Here is a 19,258-nt window from a genome sequence, read left to right on the forward strand (position 1 = left end):
GCGGACACGGTATCGGTGAAGCGGTCCCAGGTGGGATGCAAATACTGCCGCAGACCCGGTAGTTGGCGTCAGATGTGGCGGGATGCGTGGGCAGCGAGTGCTGCGTGTGCCGGATGGTGCGGGGGCAGGTCGTCGATCAACTCGTGCCACCTCGACAGCGTGATGTGCTCATTGGCGTCGAGGGATGCCTCGAGTTCCGCGCGGGGGACGCGGTTCAGGAAGAGCAGGGGCACGGGCGGCGCGTCGAGGTCGACCTCGAAGGTGACGTCCGGGACTGTCACCGCGACGAAGCCGTGCAGTGTGCCCGCGCCGGCATTGAGCACCATCCAGTACCGGGTGTTCTGCTCTTCGCCCGTGTCCGTGACCGGCCGCAGGGTCACCGGGTGGCAGAGCGTGCCGTCGGCGAGGCGCCGGGCCGGTGGGGTTTCGTGGTCCTCGATCTCCATCTCGATCTCCAAGAGCCCGCTGCGGGTCATGGTCGTCCTCGCGGCGATCGGCGGCTGTTCGAGGAATTCATCATGACCGGACGGCCGTTCTCCGGAGGAGGCCCGCAGCACGAAGTCGGAGTCCAGGCGCCTGCGCAGGGCGAGCGGGGCGATGGGCTGGAGCCCGGTCATGCGGATGGCTGCCAGGCGTGCGCTGTGCTGCAGTGCCCGGTCCGCCGCACCGAGGGCTTCGGCGAGCCTCGCGAGGGTGTGCCGGGTCGCGTGGGGCAGGCGTTCGGGCTGCGCCGTGAGCAGACCGGTCAGCAGGCTCGCGGCCTCCCGGCCGAACCAGGGGCCGGTCCGGCTCCCGCGCAGACCTGACGCGAGGACCTGCAGGGGCCCGGCGAGGAGTGCTGCGGCGGGGGTGAACCAGTGGCGCAGCTCCTCGTCCGGTGGTGTCTCGGGGAGCTGTGCGGAGGCGTCGGTTCCGGCATGCAGCAGGGCGGCGGCCGAGCGCGCCGCGGCATCGACGCGTTCCCAGGGAAGGCAGTGGAAGAGCTGCGGTGGGACGGGGGTTTCGCGGCTGAGCCGGTGCAGGAGGAAGTAGCGCAGGACCAGGCTCTCCTCGCGGAGCCCGGCGACCACGTCCGGGCCGGTGTGGGGCAGCGCCCAGTGTTGCTCCAGGTCTGCGATCAGTGCGATGCCGGTCTCCGAGACGGGGACAGGGGCGCCGAAGTCGTCGAGTTCGACGACTTCCGTGCCGTCGGGCGCGCGTAGGGCCAGGGCGCGGCAGGGTGCGCCGCTCCGTTCGACGATCAGGCTGGTGCGCGTCCAGGGCTGGGCGCGAAAGCGCGGCATGGCACGGGCGTCGGCGCGTTCGTCCCCGTCGTTGATACGCCCGAGGACGGGGAGCCGCCCCGGCTCTGCCGGCCGAACGCGGGCGATCCAGTCGCTCAGCGGCCGGTGCGCGGGCAGGCGGGTCGCTTCGGGTCGGTCGGCCGTCATCCGCGGGCCCCTTCGCAGCAGCGGGCGCCCAACTCAGTCGCGACGGTCCGCGCACCGGCCGCTGAGGGTCGGTCGGCCGTCATCCGCGGGCCCCTTCGCAGCGGGCGCCCAACTCGGTCGCGACGGTTCCGAGTCGGCTCAGTGTCTCGGTCACGTCGGGTGCCGTGGGGTCGGGGACGCACTGGGCCCAGAGCCTTCGCAGGCGGTGCCACGCTTCCTCGCCGCGCTGGTCGAGCTGGGTGAGCAGGTCGGCGGGCAGGGACTGCGTCCATGCGCACAGCGGTTCCTCCTCCAAGTCCCGCGTGCGCCAGCGCAGCCGGAACTTCAGTCCGCGCAACAGCACTTCGGCGCGTACCAGCGGATCGGCCGAGGCGTTCACGGGGACGAGACGACGCCGGCCCTGGTCGTCGGCGAGGTCGTCGAGGGCCTGTCCGAGCGGGTCGACGAGCCGGCCCTGGAGGGGATCGTAGAGGAGTGTGTTGACGGTGAGGTCGCGCTGCAGGGTGTCCTGAAGCAGATCTGTGCCGGTGGCCGGGAATCCGAAGCCGGTCAGTCCAAGGCCCAGGCCCCGGTAGTCGAGGCTGGGGCCCGCGGTGCGGGCGACCGGGTCGAGGACGGTGCAGGCGAGTGTGTCGGGGCTGAACCGCTGGGGGTGTTCCGCGCTCGCACCTTCCAGATCCAGCACCTGACGGGTCGTTTCGGTGAACGCCCCGGCGGGTGCGGTGCCGGTGAGGTCCAGGTCGTTGATCTCGTCGGGCGCGGCTCCGGACAACAGATCGCGGGGTGCCCCTCCGCTCACCCAGGTGTGATGCCCCGCTGCGGCCAGGCGCTCGATCAGGGCCGCGGTGAAGGAGGGTGTGTGCGGGCCGTGGAGCAGTTCCTGGAAGCGGTCGGCCAGGCCGGCACCGAGGTCGTCGGCCTGGTAGGTGCGGGCGGGGGCGTCGAGTTGCTCATCCGGTCGCCGGCCTGTTCGTTCCAGCGTCGGCTGGCATGCGGGGTCGGTGCTGCGCCGCGGCGGGTGCGTGCCGTCCCCGTCTCCGCTGAGGAGCAGTTGGTCGTCCGCGGACGTGGGCGCGGACACCGCGGTGCAGGTGAAGCCCAGGACGCGTCGGCCCTCGACGGTGTCGCCGGTGAGGATCGGCGGTCCGGCGCTCTCGGGGGCGGTGGCCTGCTGGGGAACGAACGGTGTGGCTGCGGGGTGCGTCACCCCGCGGCGAGCCCGGTCCATTGCGCGGTCCCTCCCTCGATGTGCACGGTGAGCGGTACGGAGACGCCTTCGCCCGCGTGGAAGGAGGACCCTCCGTACTCCAGACCTGGCGACAGTCCGGGCTTCACACCCAGGGCGGCGGCGTCCGTCAGCTGCTGGGGCGTGCAGCTGATGTCCTTGTGGGGCTCGTCGACGCACGTGGTCAGGTTGGGATAGATCAGCTCGTCCTCGGCTGCCTTCGTGGGGTGGGTGCGGATGGCACGCAGCACCGTCCGCGGTCCGTCGTCGGAGCGGATCCAGTCGTGTTCCCCCTTGGTGCACGGGTCGCACAGCTCGACGAGGCGGTCCCTGTCGCCCTCGGCTGCCGCGGCCTCGAGGGTCCGGGCCAGCTCGCGCACAGCGGCGGGCAGGCGGTCGCCGTGGTCGTCCTCAGCAGTCACGACTGCCCTGGGCTGTGCCGCCACGGCTGTGGGCGGCCGTGCGGCTTCCGTCTCGGCGGGCGTGAGGGAGAACAGGGACACGCCTTTTGCCAGGACCTGCTTGCGGCCGCCGGTGGTGAGGGTGAGCGTGCCTGTGGTGGGGGCGGTGGCCTCCGCGTCACCGGACGTGTAGACCGGATCCTCCAGGCGTACCACCCTGCCGTCGGCACCTAACGCGATGCCGAGCATCCCCTTGCCGAGGTACGTCCACCGGCCGTCGCGCAGGTAGTAGGACGCACTCCGCTCCGGGTACATGACCTGGCAGCCGGCGAGAGCGCTGAAGGTGGCGGTGAGGCCGTCACCCGCCCACGCGAGGAAGGTGACCAGGCGGGCCTGGTCCACCAGCGCGTGGCGGAACGCGGCGTCGTCGGGCAGCGAGCGGCGGGGGCCGCCCGTGGTGACGCGGTGCGTGAGCACGGTCTGCCTGCTCCAACACGCTCCGCCCGAATCGCTGTTCGACCACGCCAGCGCCTGACCGCCCGGCTGCCGCAGGGCCCCGGCGAAAGTGGTGGGCTGCTTGGCGGTCACCAGCTCGCGGACCTTGCCCCGGCGACCGGCCACGGCGAGGGTGCCCTCCCCGCGGGCTACACCGGGCCCGTCGGGCAGCGGTGAGAACAGGGTGACGTCGTCGGCTCCGCCGGTCGCCAGTCGCGAGTAGGGGCGCAGGCGTTCGTCCAGGGCGATGCGCCGCGCGTTGCCCTCCGGCGGGAACAGCAACAGGGAACTGCCGTCGCTGCTGAGGCTGACGACGTCGTCGCCCAGGAAACCGACCCCCTCACAGGGGCACGGGCGTGAGGTCTTCTCTCCGCTGCGCACGTCGAGGAGGTGGATCTGTGCCGTCCCACCCGCCTCCATGCGATCGGTCCATGCCAGGCGGCTCGCGTCGGGCGACCAGACCAGCTCGGACGGCCACCGCGTAGCGCCGATGGACGTCGACTCGCGGGGCGCCGCATCGGCGGCCTTCCAGGTACGGCCGGCGGCGTCTGCCATCATCACCGCCCGCCGCTCCGGCTGGAGGAAGGCGACGACCGGTCGCCGCCTGTCGGGTTGCCCGGTGGCGGTGGCAGGGGCGGATGCGGTGGCGCGGGGCGCCGGGGGCTTGTCGTCGCTGCCGGAGGTGCAGGCAGTGGCCGCGAGGACCGAGGCCAGGGCGAAGGGCAGCAGCTTCGGCAGGCTGCGTCCGGTCAGGGGCACGGGCGGCTCATTTCGTCTCGGCGCACAGGTCGATGTAGGCGTGGCGGTCCCCGATGTGGGTCCTCCATTCCTTGGTGCTGAGGCCGGTCCTGCCGGTCCATTGGCAGATCTGCTCGCTCCAGTCGATGCTGTCCACACGCCACAGGCTCACGGGCCCGGCGACGTCGTTCTCGCCGACCGGCTGGGTCACGGCGGCGAGGAACTCGCCGTCCGGAGACCAGGCCAGGCCGGTGATGCCCGGGCTGCTGGAGCTGTGCAGGGTCGGCAGCGCCCGCAGGCCGGTGACCGTGTCGTGGACGAGCACCTCGTCGCCCACCGCGATCGCGATGTGGCCGCCGTCGGGCGACAGGGTCAGCGCCGTCGGCGTATCGGTGGCCTCGGGCAGGACGAGCGGCTCCCCCGTCTCCTTCAGGTCGGCGTCCCGGTAGCGCACGGTGTTGTCCCGGCCCAGAACGGCGATGCGTGAACCGTCATGGCTCCAGGCGAGACGCTCGGCTCCCGGCGCGTTCGCGGTCCGGGTTGTACGGGTCGTCAGATCGATCAGGACGATGCGGCGGCCGCCCTTTCCCGAGTCCTCCAGGGCGAGGGCCTGCCGGCCGTGCACGGCCAGCCCGGAGCCTGCCCCGAGATCTACGGTGGCCAGGAGCTTCCAGGACGTGGTGGACCAGATCGCCAGCGGACCGGTGGCATGCCGGGCCACGAGCAGAGGCTTCCCCGGCACGAAGGCGACTGCGGTAAGGGCTCGTTGGCTGCCGTCGGGCGTTTTCTCGTCCAGGGCCGGGACCCGGAGGGTGCGGGTCGGTGCCTGCGCCGCTTTGTCCCACACCCCGACGACCGCCTGTTCCTTGAACCGGCCGACGGCCGCGACGCGCGTTCCCGACACTGCGGCGGCGCGGATGTCGAACGCCTGCGACGAGTAGTCGGCCACGGTGTCGTACACCTCCGACCACGTTTCCCGCGTGATCTTCGGGGTGGTGCCCGGATCGATGGCGTACACACCGTCGGAGCCGTCGAAGCTGCCGTGGGCGAGCAGCAGAAGCCCGTTCCGGCCGAAGGACGCGACAGGCGAGTTCCCGGCGGGGGTGAGGCTGAGGGGCCCGGGCCGCCGGTCGAGTACGTTCACCCGTCCGCCGCGGCCGCCGACGACCACGGTGAAGCGGTCCCCGACCGCGGCGACGTCGGCGGGGCCGCCGCGCGGCTCTTCGAGGTCGCGGCTCAAGATCGCGTCGTCTCCGGTCCCGAAGGGGACCAGGGCGGTGCCGTTGTCCCCGGCGATCGCCACGCTTCCATTCCGTTCGGCCATGGCACGCGGCGTGTACGCCAGCCCGCCGACGGGAAAGGCGAGGGGTCGGCGCTTACGGCGGTCCCATGCCTGTACCCCTTGTGCTGTCGCCAGGAGCACCGCCTTGTCCGTCGCGCCGATCTGCCGCGGCCCTCCCTGGAGATCGCTGTGCCCGATCTCCGTGGTGAGCTTGTGGGAGTCCAGTCCGAGCGCCATGACGTCCCCGGACCTGAGCAGCAGCAGGGCCTTGTCCTCCCCTGGGAGTTTTCCGGCCAGGTCCGGTGGCGGGCTGGGGGCGGCCGTGGCGTCGATCACGGCGCCGCTGCCCCCGGGGATGAGCTGCTCGTCCGAGGCGATGTCCCTGATCCGGCGGCAGGAGATCTCCTCCAGTGTGGTGGTGTCGTACTGGGCCACGGCCCCGTCGTCGCGCACCTCGACCAGCCGCACCCCCTTGTTGGCGAACGCTGTGGCGACGGGTGCGCTGTCCGCGCCACCGCACGACGGGGCGGAGAGGCGGCCCATGAGCCGGGGCACTGGTTCGAGCGTCGAGTACACGGACACCGCGGTGTCGTCCCGGGCCGCGAGCAGGCTGCTGTCGTGGTGGAGCACCAGGTCGGTGACCCGCCCGCCGACCCTGCCGACTTCCTTGCCCGTGAGCAGGTCCCAGGACTTGAGGTAGGGGTCGTCGCCGGTGGTGTAGACCCGGCCGCGCTCGTCGTCGACCGCGATGCTCGTCACGTCCGCCGGACTCGCCCGCCACGACATACGCACCCCGGAGTTGGCCTCCAGCACGTCCCGCATGGCCTGGACGGCGCGCGGAGTGTCCGGCTCGATCGTGTACCCCGCGAGGCCGAGGAGACCCGCCAGCCTGGGATCGGCCTCCTTGAGCAGCATCGCCTCGGCCGCCAGGTCGGACGCCAGTGCCTTGCGTCCCTCCGCCTCGCTCGTCGCGTTGAGCTGGTCGACCACGAACAGGCTGATCAGCAACAGCGCGACGAGTACGGCGACCACGCCGGAACCCCACCGCTTGACGACCGGGTAGTCCCAGGCACGCGCTTGGCGCGCCGCGTCTTCGACGGTGGCGGCGAACAGGAGACGGTCCGCGTTGCCGCCCGGCAGTTCACGCAGGGCATCATCACGGTCCGCGGCGGGCACGACGACGTTGGTTCCTTCCCCCGCCGCCCTCAGCTTGGCCTCGTACCCGCCCACCGACACAAGGACGCCTGGCCGGGCCGCGTCCAGACCCCCGACCAGCGCAGTCCGCGGATTGACCCTTCGCAGGGCGGGCGGTCGTAATCGGCGCCCGGTCCTCTCGGCCTCACCGAGCAGGACCGCGAAGGCGCAGCCCAGCGAGTTGTCCTCCACCATGCCCACGACGCCGTCCCCATGAGTCAGGGACCACAGCACGGTGGTGCGTACGCCCTGGCCCGCGCCGGCCCACGCGTCGCGCAGCGACTGCCCGAACCGCTCGTCTCCCCGGAAACCCGACATCGTCCGCGGGTCGGGCAGCAGCGCCGGCGGTCCTTCCGGCAGTACGGCCCCGGTGAGAGTGCCGCGTACACCGCCCCGCCCGTCATCGAACAGGACGCTCACCTCGCCCACGGGCCGAGGCTCGGGCAGCGCGTCGTCGAGCGCCAGCAGCCAGGTGATCGCGGACAGGGTGAAGCCCGCGTCGGCCGAGGGCACACCTTCCAGCAGGCGGCGCAGGCGGTTGGCGTGGCCGGCGTCGGCACCGGCCAACAGGGCCTGCACGTCGGCCTCCTCGAGCCTGGGATGGGCGTTGTTGCTGTGCAGCCACAGCAATCCGATTCCCAGCTCACCGGCGCTGCGCTGCGCCTCCCCGACGAGCGCCAGCCCCATCGCCGCCGACGCCCGCAACGCCTGCACGGCGGCCGGCTCCTCCTGCCGGAAGGGCTCTTGTCCCACGAGCGACCGCACGCTCGACGCGGCGGCCGCCCGCGGCTTGAGGAGCCTGTGCAAGGGGGTGTCCTCGTCCCGGAGCACCTGCAGCGCCGTGACGTCCTCCGCGGCCACCCGCTTCTTGACGTACGCGAACGCAGGCTGCCCCGGCGACAGCAAAGCACGCCTGACCTGGTCGCGCTCCTTCAACGGAGGCATCGAATCCAGCAAGACGGCAACGTCCACCGGTTGAGAATCCTGATCGCCCATTGCCCGTCCCGCTCCCCCGATCACGAGCGCCGTGACACTGGGGTCAGTGTGGCAGTGAGATGCGACCGATGTCAGGCATTCTCCGCCAACGACCTCTCACATAGTGAATCGGCACCTACCCTTCGGAGCTTCACAACTAGTTGGGTGGGCTCACAAGGGTGGGCGGTCCCAGGAGTACCCCGGCCCATCGCCTCCCGGCCGCGGGCGGGCCCGGGCACCGCCCCCGGCCGGGAGGCCGTGTCGGGGCCGCCCCCGGGCCCCTCAAGTCAGCGTGGACGCCCCACCGGGAGGGTGACGCTCGCCGGCCGCAGGCCCGGGGCCTTCGCGGTGAGGGTGAGGCGGCCCGGTCTCTTCGCCGGGCGCAGGACGGCGAGTGCCTTTCCGTGCCAGGTGTGGCGGCGGGGCCGCTGGAAGCTGTCGACGTTGTGGGGGTTGCCGTTGCCGACGCCGGCGAGCTCGCCCGCGCCGCTCACCTCGAACGACACCTCGACCGCCGCGTCGGGGACCACCCGGCCGTGTCTGTCGGTCACCTCGACGAGCACGTGCGCGAGGTCGTCGCGGCCGGTGGTGAGGTCCTCGACGTCCGGGACGAGCCGCAGTGCGGCCGGGGCGCCCACCGTTCGGAGCGTCCTCCGGCCGATCTCCTTGCCGTCGCGGGTGGCGACGGCCGTGAGCTCCCCGGATTCGTACGGGACGGTGAAGGTGGCCGTGGACCGCTCGGGGGCCGTCGCGGCGCCGCCCGGGATCTCCTTGCCGTTGAGCAGCAGCCGGGCGCTGTCGCCCGGTGTGTAGACGTGCACGGTCATCGGCTCGCCGGGCTCGACGTCCCAGGTCCAGCTCGCGAGTTCGTCGTAGTAGCCCCACCACAGCGCCACCTGTTCGGTGCCCGGCGGGGTCGGGCGTTCCACCAGGAGCTCCACGGGGCTCCGGCCGGTCACGGCGGCCCGCCAGTGGCTCTGCGGCTTGCGCTGCCCTATCAGGTCGAAGTCCCCGCAGTTCGCCTGGAAGTACGGGTACGGATAGCCGAAGCCGCCCCAGGTGTGGTGCAGCTCGCGGGAGATCGACCAGCCGGGCATGACGCTCTGGTCGCCGATGGTCTCGGCCGTTCCGACGGGCGGGATCGCCGTCTTGCCGATGCCGGACTCACCGAGGTAGTCCCAGGCGGCCCAGACCCATGTCCCGGTGGCCCAGGTGTGCTCGGCGGCGAACGTGATGTCCTGGTGGATCGTCGCCGGGAACGTCTCGTTGTGCGTCATCGCCTTGCCGGGGTTGGCCTCGTGCATCTGGCCGTAGGTCTTGCCGTTGGCGTTGTAGTGCACGTCGCCGACGTCGACGTAGTTCCAGGACGGGTCGTGCGCCGAGTGGGTGGAGCCGCCGCCGAGGGTGATCGGCCGGGTCCTGTCGAGGGAGCGGAGGGCCTCGGCCATCTCGGCTCCCCGGCGGCCGTTCGTGTTGTCGGTGATCTCGTTGCCCAGGGACCACATGACCACGCTGGGGTGGTTGCGGTCCCGGAGCACCGTGCCCCTGAGGTCCCGCTCCCACCACTCGGCGAAGTGCACCGAGTAGTCGTCGGGATTCTTCCCGGTGTCCCAGACGTCGAAGATCTCGTCCATCACCAGCATGCCCAGCCGGTCGCAGGCGTCCAGCAGCGCGGGCGTCGGCGGGTTGTGGGCGGTGCGGATCGAGTTGAAGCCTGCCTCCTTGAGGATCTCGACGCGGCGTTCCTCGGAGCGGTCGAGCGCGACGGCTCCGAGGGGTCCGTGGTCGTGGTGGACGTTGCCGCCCATGATCTCGACCGGCTCGCCGTTGAGGAGGAACCCCACCTCGCCGTTCCACACCAGCGAGCGGATGCCGAAGGTGGTGGTGAGGGTGTCGACGACCCGGCCGTCGACCAGCACGTCGGTGCGGGCGCTGTAGAGGCTCGGCGCGTCCATGGACCACAGCGCGGGCCGTCTGATCGGGAGGTCGAGCCGTGCGGTGGCCGTGGCGTCCGGCGCGAGGTCCCGGGCGGGCTCCTGTGCGGGCTCGTGTGCCGTGGCGACGACGCGGCCGTGCGGGTCGCGCACGCTGACGCGCACGGACGCGGACGCGGGACGCTCGCCGAGGTTGGCGAGGGACACCTCCACGCGCGCGAGCGACCGTCGCTCGCCCACCTCGGGGGTGCTCACGTGGACGCCCCACAGCGGGATCCGCACCGGCCCGGTCGAGGTCAGCCACGTGTGCCGGTAGATACCCGAGCCCGAGTACCAGCGGCTGTTCCGGCCGGTGTTGTCGACGCGGACCGCGAGGACGTTGGTCCCGGTGCGCTTCAGATGCGGGGTCAGGTCGTACGCGAAGGACGTGTAGCCGTAGGGGTGGAAGCCGAGGTGCACGCCGTTGAGCCAGACGTCCGCGTTCTGGTAGACGCCGTCGAACCGGATCTCGTGGTGGTGGTCGTCGTCGCCGTCCGGGTCCGGCAGTGTGAAGTGCTTGCGGTACCAGCCGATCCCGCCGACGGTGTACCCCGTCGACCCTCCACCCTCGCTGTTCTCCGGGTCGAACGGTCCGATCACCGGGGGCGGGGCGGGCTCGGTCGGCGGTTCCTTGGGGACGAGCAGCGACGGGTCGCTCGTGGCGGCCCCGTCGGGAGAGGGGGCGTAGGGCAGGTCCTCGATGCTCCAGTCGTGGGGAAGGTCGAGCGACCGCCAGGCGCCGTCGTCGAACGCCGGGTCCTGCGCACCGGTCGCCTCGCCGCGGTGGAAGCGCCACCCCTCGTCGAACGACCGCTCCCGGCGCGGTCCGCCCGCGGGCCGCGACTCGGTACCGGTCGCGGCGGCCGCCCGGTCGACATCCAACGCCAGTGCGCCCACGCCCGCCGCGCCACCGATGTGCAGTGCCTGACGTCTTGTCACGCCGCCGCCTGTCGTGCTGCGCGGCCTCCCGGGTAAGCCGTCGGCGGCGTGCTCCTGCGCGTCGCCGTCGTGTCGCTGCTCCCGCATCGCCATGTCTTCAGCCCTCTCAAGAGAGTGAGGAGGATTCGATATACCGAACGTGAAACGGAATGCTGAACCGGCATAGACATGACAGGAGTAGACGGGGCGGGACGTGGCGTCAAGACGCCGAAGCGATCCTGGCCGGCCGGCCGAGCACCGGCCGGCCGTGCGGGGCGTCAACTGGCCGTGCGGGGCGCTTGCCCGTCGTGCGCCAGTAGGCCGTCGGGGCGCTGACCGGCCGAGCACCAGTAGGCCGTACGGGGCGCTGACCGGCCGAGCGGGGCACCAGCCGTCCACGCGGGGCGCCGGCCCATCGCGCGCCAGCCGGCCGAGTGCGGGCGCCGGCCGAGTGCGGGCGCCGGCCGACCGCGCGCCAGTTGGCCATGCACGGCGCCAGCCAGTCGAGCGGGGCACCAGCCGACCGCACGCCAGCCGGCCGCGCGGGCGCCATCCGACCGAACGCCAGCCGTTCCACGCGGGGCGCCGACCCATCGCGCGCCAGCCGGCCGAATGGCGGCACCTCCCGACCGCGCGCCAGTCGGCCGCGCACAGCGCCAGCCAGTCGAGCGGGGCACCAGCCGACCGCACGCCGGCCGGCCGCGCGGGCGCCATCCGACCGAACGCCAGCCGTTCCACGCGGGGCGCCCGCCCATCGCGCGCCAGCCAGCCAGCCAGCCAGCCGTGCCAGATACCCGCGCAGGGCGCCGGCCAGTCGAGCGGCGCGCCCGCCCATCGTGCGACAGCCGGCCGAGCGCCGGTCTGCCGTGCGCTAGCTGGCCGTGCGGCGGAGGCGGCCGCTGTAGCGCTGCTCCAGTTCCAGGTTGCCCTCGAAGCCGCCGGGAACGTTGGCCGAGACGTACACCGGCGGGCGCTCACCCGTGGCGAGGAGCTGTGCGGCGGCCTCGGCGACCGCCATCTGGACCAGCATCACGCCGGTCAGGGTGGACAGCGCGCAGACGGCGCCGCCGCCGGGGAGTTCGAGGAGCGCGTCGCCGCGCGGGGCGGCGTTGTCCAGGACGACGTCGGCGATGTCGGCGAGCTTGCGGCCGCTGGGGTGGGAGGCCGGGACGGCGTGCGTGTGGGACAGCGAGGTGACGGCCAGGACGCGGTGCCCCTGGTCCTTGGCGTGCAGCGCCATCTCGACGATCACGTTGTTGACGCCGGAGTTCGACACGATGACGAACAGGTCCTCGGCGTGCGGCGCGGCGAGGTCGTAGAGCCGGGCGGCGACCCCCGACCTGCGCTCCAGCAGGGGGTCGTCCAGCGCGCTCGGGTCGTCCCCGCCGTAGAGGACGAGGTCGGCCATGGACAGCCGGTTGGTCGGGACGAGACCGCCCGCCCGGCCCGCGACCTCCAGGACGATGGCCTGGGAGTGGCCGGTACCGAAGGCCTGGACGACTCCACCCGAGCGCACACAGTCGGCGATCAGTTCCGCGGCCCGCCGCACCTCGTCACGGGCGGACTCGGTGATGCGGTCGAGAACAGCCAGGCTCGCGCGCGCGAAGCCCTCGGCGCTGACGGAGTCCACAGAGTCCACGGTCACGCGACACTCCCCACCGGTGGATTGAACCACCTCAACTACACCTCTCGGTGAATCAATAAATCACACGCGTCACACCGAGAGCAACGGGAGTGCCCCAGCCGGACTCCCCTCCGGTCCTGAATTTCAACCTGCCGCCTTGATGGTGGCTGGTACATTCTCCACTGTCAGCTCTATGCGCCACGCGCCACGCGCATGCACCACGCACCACGCACCACGCACCACTCAGAGCACCGAGGAGACCGGGTACCGCATGCCCCCGACGGACGTCACCACCCTGATCCGTACCGAGCTGCCCCGCCTGGCCGGTTCCCTGCGGAAGGTGGGCGAACTGATCCTGGAGGATCCGGCCGCCGTCACCCATGTCTCGGCAGCCGAGCTGGGCCGCCGCACCGGCACCTCGCAGGCCACGGTCACCCGGTTCTGCCGCGCCATAGGGCTCGACTCCTACCAGCATCTGCTGATCGAGCTGGCCCAGGAGCGCGGCCGCGGCGAGGTCTCCGAATGGGGTACCGCCGAGATCGGCCCGGACATCCACCCCGACGACGATCTCGAACGGGTCGTCCAGGTCGTCGGCAGCGCGGACCTGCGAGCGGTGCAGCAGACGATCGACCGGATCGACCTCGACGCCCTGGAGCGCGCGGCCCAGGCCGTGGCCCGCGCGCGCCGCGTCGACGTGTACGGCGTGGGCGGCAGCGGCGCGGTGGCGCAGGAGACCGAGACGCGGCTCTTCCGCATCGGCTGCTCGGTGCGCGGCTGGACCGAGGTGCACGCCGCGGCCACCTCCGCCGCGCTGCTCACCCCGGCCGACGTCGCCGTCGGCATCTCGCAGTCGGGCGCCACGCGGGAGACGATCGAGCCGTTCGAGCTGGCCAAGGAGCGGGGCGCCACGACGGTGGCCGTCACGGCCGACTCACGCTCGCCGCTCGCCCGGGCCGCCGACATCCGGCTCATCTCGTCCTCGTCGGAGACGAGCTTTCCCACGAGCATCGTCGGTGCCCGGCACTCGGTGCTGGTCCTCATCGACTGCCTGTACGTACGGGTCGCGCAGCTGTCGTACCAGCGCGCGAGCGCCTCGCTGGCCCTGACCGACCACATCGCCGGACAGCACGCGGTGAAGTCCCGTCGCAGTCGCCCCTGACGAGCCCGACGAGCGCTCCGCCGAAGCCGCCCCGCCCGCGCGAGGCGGCTTTTCGCTGCGCTTCACTGCCCGAAACTGCATGGATGAACCACCAATGAACGCTACAGGTGGTTGTTTGAACCATCCTTCCGGTGCCAGGATGGGGCTCCGCCGAGCCTTCGTAGGAGACCCATGCGCGTCACCTCAGTCGAGTCGACCGAGTTGTTCGTCGGCACCCCCGAGCAGCCGTACCAGGTGCTGGTGGCCGAGGTGGCCCACGAGCCGGGACGGACGGTCCGCCTCACCGCCACCGGCCCGGGGAGTGTGCGCGGCGCCGGGGAGACGACGGCCACCGTGGGCGAGGACGGCACCGTACGCGCCGAGATACCCATGACCGGCGACCTCGTCCCCGGCGAGCGGCACCATGTCACGGTCACCGTCGAGGACACCGGCGACCCTGAGCAGCGGGCCCACGGCAGTGGGGACCTCGTGGTCGCCGAACCCGGCTGGACCATGTTCATGGTCAGCCACTTCCACTACGACCCCGTCTGGTGGAACACCCAGGGCGCGTACACGGAGACCTGGGACGTCGCCGACGACCCGGCCACCAGCGGGCTCCCGGCCCGCACCTTCGACTCGCGCGGCCAGTCGGGCATGAGCCTGGTCCGCGCCCACTGCGACCTCGCGCGGCGCGACCCGGCGTACACCTTCGTGCTCGCGGAGGTCGACTACCTCAAGCCGTACTGGGACGCCTTCCCCGAGGAGCGGGCGTTCCTGCGCCAGTTGCTGCGCACCGGCCGCGTCGAGATCATGGGCGGCACCTACAACGAGCCCAACACCAACCTGACCGGCGCCGAGGCGACCGTACGCAACGCCGTGTACGGGGACGGTTTCCAGCGGGCGATCCTCGGGGCCTCGCCGGAAACCGCCTGGCAGCTGGACGCGTTCGGGCACGACCCGCAGTTCCCGGGGCTCATGGCGGACGCGGGGCTCTCCTCCAGTTCGTGGGCGCGCGGGCCGTTCCACCAGTGGGGGCCGACCCTCTCCGTGTTCGGCGAGGAGCCGCGGGATCCGAACCGGATGCAGTTCCCCGCCGAGTTCAGCTGGATCGCCCCGTCCGGGCGCGGCCTGCTCACCGCCTACATGGTCAACCACTACGGCGCCGGCTGGGCCATCGACAACGCGCCGGCCCTGCCCGAGGCCGAGGCCGCCGCGTACAAGCTGTTCAAGGGCCTCAAGCAGGTCGCTCTCACCCGCAACGTGCTGCTGCCGGTCGGCGGGGACTACGCGCCTCCGTGCCGCTGGGTGATGGCCATCCACCGGGACTGGAACGCCCGCTACGTCTGGCCGCGGTTCATCAGTGCCGTACCGCGCGACTTCTTCGCCGCCGTACGGGCCGAGCTGGAGGCCGAGGGGCGCAGGGCCTCGCCGCAGACGCGGGACATGAACCCCGTCTACACGGGCAAGGACGTCTCCTACATCGACACCAAGCAGGCGCAGCGGTACGGCGAGTCGCTGCTCGCCGACGCGGAGGCCTGGGCGACGCTCGCCTCGCTCGTCACGGGCAGCCCGTACCCGGACGCCGCGCTCGACAAGGCGTGGCGGCAGCTGATCTACGGGGCCCACCACGACGCCATCACCGGCTCCGAGTCCGACCAGGTCTACATTGATCTGCTCACCGGCTGGCGGGAGTTGTACGACCTCGCCGAGACCGTGCACGCCGACGCCACACAGACCCTCACCGACCACGTCACCCCGCTGCCCGGCGGCACCCCCGACCTCGTCGTCCTCAACTCCGCGACCTGGTCGCGCCGCGACGTGGTGACCATCGAGGACCGGGGCCTGGTCCCGCTCGACGACAGCACCGGTCTGCCCCTGCCCGCCGTGCGCGACGAGGACGGCCGCGTCAGCGTCGTCGTGCCGGACGTGCCCGGAATCGGCCTCAAGGCCCTTCCGCTGGCGGAGGGTTCGGTGCCCGGGTGGACGCCGGCCGACGGTACGACGATCCGCAACGCGTTCTACGAGGTGACCGTCGACCCGGCACGCGGCGGCACCGTCAGCGCACTGCGCTCGCTGAAGGACGGCGGGCGCGATCTGCTGCGCCCCGGCGACGTCGGCAACGAGCTCGTCGTCCAGGAGGAGTACCCGAGGCATCCGCGCTTCGGCGAGGGGCCCTGGCACCTGACCCCGACCGGCACCACGGTGGCTCGCAGCCGCGATGTGACAGTTTCCGCGAAAGTGGAACATTCTCCGGCCGGCTCCCGCATCACCGTCACCGGCGACCTCGGCCTGTTCCGGTACACCCAGCGGCTGTGCCTGTGGGAGGGCGTGGACCGCCTCGACGTGACGACCACCATCGACGGGTACGAGGGTGCGGACCGGCTGATCCGGGTGCGGTGGCCGTCCTCCGTGCAGGGCGGGCTGCCCGTGCACGAGGTGGCCGACGCGGTCATCGGGCGCGGGTTCGGGTTCGTTGAGGTGGACAGCGAGCAGTTCCCGTGGACGCTCGACAATCCGGCGAACACGTGGTTCGGGCTCGGGTCCACGGCGCGGGTCGCGGTCCACGACGACTCCGGAACGCTCCTCGGGCACCGGTCCATCGGGGTCGCCGAGCTCGTGTACGCGAACTGGGACGAGGCCGGCGAGCTGGGCACTCCGCTCGCGGCGGCCCTCGTGCGCGCCGGGGTCACGGCGACCTCGACCATCGCCGGTGGTCAGCGCTACGGCGACCTCGAAGTCGACTCCAACCTCCCCGACATCCGCATCGCCGTCGGCGCGCCCGAGCGCAACTCCCTGGTCGCCGAGGCCCTCGGCTGGGATCCGGCGGCCGGGCGGGAGCTCCGGCGGCAGCTGGCCGAGAGGGGAGTGGCGGCCGTGTGGGTCGCTCCGCGTGCCTCACTGCGGGAGGAGTGGGTACCCGGCGCCGACCTGCGCGACCTGGAGCGGCTGCCCCTGCTGGTGGTGGCTGGCGCCCGCCCCGAGGACGACGCGAAAGCCGTGGACGCGCTGATCGCCGACCTCGACGACGCGACCGTCACGGCCACGGCGGCGGGCGGCGGCGAGGCGCTGCCGCCGGGTGACGCCTGGGACGGACGGAGCCTCGCCGTCCTCAACCGGGGCACGCCCGGCTGCGTGGTCACGGCCTCCGGCGACCTCTACATGTCCCTGATGCGCTCCTGCACGGGCTGGCCGTCGGGCATCTGGGTCGACCCGCCGCGCCGCACGGCACCGGACGGCTCGGGCTTCCAGCTCCAGCGCTGGTCGCACACCTTCGAGTACGCCGTCGTCGCGGGCGAGGGCGACTGGCGGGAGCTGGAACTGCCCGCGCGCGGACACGAGTTCAACCACCGGCTCACCGCACGGCTGCGCACCGACGGCGAGGCCGCACGGCGGCGCGCGGACGGTGAAGACGCGCTGCTGCCGAGGACGGCCACCCTGCTGGGCCTGGAACCCGCCGGCGAGGTCGTCCTGGACGCCCTCAAGCCCGTCGGCTCCCCGCTCGCCCGGGGCAGCGTGGCGCCCGCCGACCCGGCGGACGGCGTCGTCGTACGGATGCACGAGGTCAACGGGCGGCCGGTACGGGCGCACCTCCACGGCCCCCGCGTCCACGGACCGCGAGCATGGACGGAGGGCGCACGCGCCGACGTCCTGGAGACGCCCGGGGAGCCCCTCCCCCTCACCCCGGGCACGGGTGGCGGCCTCGAAGCCGACCTGACCGGCTTCGAGGTCGCCACCGTCCTGGCCACACCGGACCGCGCGCGGCGCTCCGCCGGGCCCGGTGTCGCCGCCCACGAACCCGCCCAGCCCGTCCACACCCGCTACTGGCTGCACAACTCCGGTCCCGCCCCGCGCGGCAACCTGCCGGTGGCCGTGTACCTGTCGCCGACGGCGCTCACCGCATCCGCCGGCAGCCCGGTCACCGCGACGGTCCGCGTGAGCTCGGAGCTCACCGACGCGCCCGTGTCCGGAGCCGTCTCCTTCGCCGCGCCCCCGGGCTGGTCCGTGGAGCCCGCCGAACTGCCCTACGCGCTGGGCCCCGGCGGCTTCACCCTCGCCGAGGTGACCGTCACTCCCCCGCCCGGGGCCGCGCCGGGCCGGCACTGGCTCGCCGCACACCTCGCGTACGGCGGTCAGACGTACGAGGACGTGGTCGCGCTCGACGTGCCGGGGCCCGTACCGGAGGGCGAGCCGGACGGGCGTACGGGGCCGACGCTCGTGACGGAACTCGGCGCCGAACGCGTCACCGTGCGGCGGGGTGAGCGCGTCCGGGTCCCGGTGACCCTGCGGAACACGACCCGGGGGCCGGTCAACGGCACGCTGTGGGCCGTGTCGTCGTGGGGCACGTGGCCGGGCGTGGCGCCGGGCTGCCAGGGGTTCACGGTGGCCGCGGGGGAGCAGACCGTGTGCGTGATCGAGGTGGACGGCGAGGCCGTGCCGCCGGGCTCGTACTGGCTGATGGCGAAGGTGGCGTGGCACGGCAACGTCGCCTACACGGAGACCATCGTGCTGGAGGTGACCCCATGACGGGTCCGGCGTCGACGCACGCACATCCACACACGCACGCGCATCCGCGCACGGACCCTCCCGAAGACACCGCCGCCCTGGTCCACGGAGAACCGCTCGCTCGGGCCCGGGTGGACGCCTTCCTGAAGACCGTCCCCTCACGCGACCGCGAGACCCGTCCCGAGGCCCTCGCCCGGGCCGAACGGCAGCGGCGGCGCTGGGCGACGCAGGTGGTGGTCGCGGACGAGCTGGCCCGCCGCGCCTGCTTCACACGGGGGTTGCGGGTCCCCGAGAAGGTGTCACCGTCCCGGCTGCTCACCGCCTCGGAGGCGGACGTCGCCGACCTGGGCAGCATCGTCGCGGCGGTGCTCGCCCACTCCCCCGCCGCGCGCGCCCTGCTGGACCGGTTCGAGGACGAGCAGGAGATCCCCGAGGCGGCCGTACGGGACTACTACGACCGCAACCGCGACCGCTTCCTCACCCCGGAGGCCCTCCGCCGGGGCGTAGACCCCTTCGACGAGCCGACGCCGGCCGACGTACTCCCGTACGAGCGGGCCCGTGAGGGCATCCAACGCGAACTCCGGCGGGCGGCGGCCCACCGGACCTTCTTCGCCTGGCTCGACCAGGCCCGCACCCACGTGATCTACACCCCCGGCCACGAACACCCCGGCGACCCGACCCACCCGGACCACGAACACCGCCACTGACCGCCTCCGGCGTTCGAGCAGCGGCCGTCCACGGGGTTGGTCACGGAGCCCCGAGGAACCTTGCGTGCGGTGCTCCGGAACGAAACCCCACGGTGCGGGTCCCGCGACCACTCCGTGGCCGAGCCCCAGGGCGCGGTGCTACGGAACGGAGTCTTGAACTGCGGCGCTACAGAACGGAGTCCCAAGATGCGGCGGTCCGGAGGCGAGCGCCGAAACGACGGGCTCGGTGACCGAGCCCCGAGGGGCCCGGGGACGGCCGCACGGCGGGTCCCGTGGCGGCACCCTGCCGTACGGCCGCCCCCGGCGAAGCCCTCGAACAGCTCGGCGACGTCCCGGGCGCCGACTCCGTGGCGGAGCCCCAAGCTGGGGCGGTCGGGGCGCAGACGCCCCACACCGGCGGGGCCGCGCGTGACCCCACAGGAGCGGAGCCCGGAAACCCGAGTCCAGGGGACGGAGCCCGGAAACCCGGGTCCGGGGGCCGGCCCCCGAAACGGGGTCCGGGGCGGAGCCCCGAAAGGGCGGGGGCTCCAGGGGGCGCAGCCCCCTTGGCCGGGGTCGAAGGGGCGGAGCCCCTGGGGATGGGACGGGGAGGGGCGGCGGGGGTGAGGAACGAACCATCGCAGCACCCCGCGCCGGGAATGTCACGGAAGGCGAA

General features: G+C 72.7%; 9 protein-coding genes. 3 read left to right on the plus strand and 6 right to left on the minus strand.

What is annotated here, in order from left to right:
• Window positions 1-68: 68 nt before the first annotated feature.
• From AB0959_RS44630 to AB0959_RS44655, 6 genes are all read right to left on the minus strand, one after another.
• On the minus strand, window positions 69-1,430 hold the full coding sequence (locus tag AB0959_RS44630) for a hypothetical protein (RefSeq protein WP_366832615.1): 1,362 nt from the start codon (window positions 1,428-1,430) through the stop codon (window positions 69-71).
• A 79-nt stretch (window positions 1,431-1,509) separates the two neighbouring features.
• The gene (locus tag AB0959_RS44635) at window positions 1,510-2,658 is read right to left on the minus strand and encodes a hypothetical protein (protein WP_366832616.1); all 1,149 of its coding nucleotides are present in this window, start codon (window positions 2,656-2,658) and stop codon (window positions 1,510-1,512) included.
• Window positions 2,634-4,310, minus strand: coding sequence for a hypothetical protein (locus AB0959_RS44640; RefSeq protein WP_366832617.1), 1,677 nt, complete (start codon window positions 4,308-4,310; stop codon window positions 2,634-2,636). Before AB0959_RS44640 ends, AB0959_RS44635 begins: the two co-directional genes overlap by 25 nt.
• A 7-nt stretch (window positions 4,311-4,317) precedes the next feature.
• Window positions 4,318-7,710, minus strand: coding sequence for a hypothetical protein (locus AB0959_RS44645; protein ID WP_366832618.1), 3,393 nt, complete (start codon window positions 7,708-7,710; stop codon window positions 4,318-4,320).
• Window positions 7,711-8,027: 317 nt separating this feature from the next.
• Complete coding sequence (locus AB0959_RS44650) at window positions 8,028-10,652, minus strand: glycoside hydrolase family 2 TIM barrel-domain containing protein (protein WP_366832619.1); 2,625 nt, start codon at window positions 10,650-10,652, stop codon at window positions 8,028-8,030.
• Window positions 10,653-11,502: 850 nt separating this feature from the next.
• Window positions 11,503-12,276: an SIS domain-containing protein gene (locus AB0959_RS44655; protein ID WP_366832620.1), complete on the minus strand. Its 774-nt coding sequence runs from the start codon at window positions 12,274-12,276 to the stop codon at window positions 11,503-11,505.
• 250 nt (window positions 12,277-12,526) lie between these two features.
• Between AB0959_RS44655 and AB0959_RS44660 the strand changes: the two genes are divergently transcribed.
• The 3 genes from AB0959_RS44660 (at window position 12,527) to AB0959_RS44670 (ending at window position 18,603) form a co-directional block, all read left to right on the plus strand.
• On the plus strand, window positions 12,527-13,414 hold the full coding sequence (locus AB0959_RS44660; protein ID WP_366832621.1) for a MurR/RpiR family transcriptional regulator: 888 nt from the start codon (window positions 12,527-12,529) through the stop codon (window positions 13,412-13,414).
• Between the two features lie 171 nt (window positions 13,415-13,585).
• Entirely contained in the window at window positions 13,586-17,917 is a 4,332-nt protein-coding gene (locus AB0959_RS44665; RefSeq protein ID WP_366832622.1) for an NEW3 domain-containing protein, read from the plus strand.
• Window positions 17,914-18,603: a peptidyl-prolyl cis-trans isomerase gene (locus AB0959_RS44670; protein WP_366832623.1), complete on the plus strand. Its 690-nt coding sequence runs from the start codon at window positions 17,914-17,916 to the stop codon at window positions 18,601-18,603. Before AB0959_RS44665 ends, AB0959_RS44670 begins: the two co-directional genes overlap by 4 nt.
• Window positions 18,604-19,258 lie beyond the last annotated feature (655 nt).

The organism is Streptomyces sp. NPDC046862, assembly GCF_040704615.1.
Classification (GTDB): domain Bacteria; phylum Actinomycetota; class Actinomycetes; order Streptomycetales; family Streptomycetaceae; genus Streptomyces.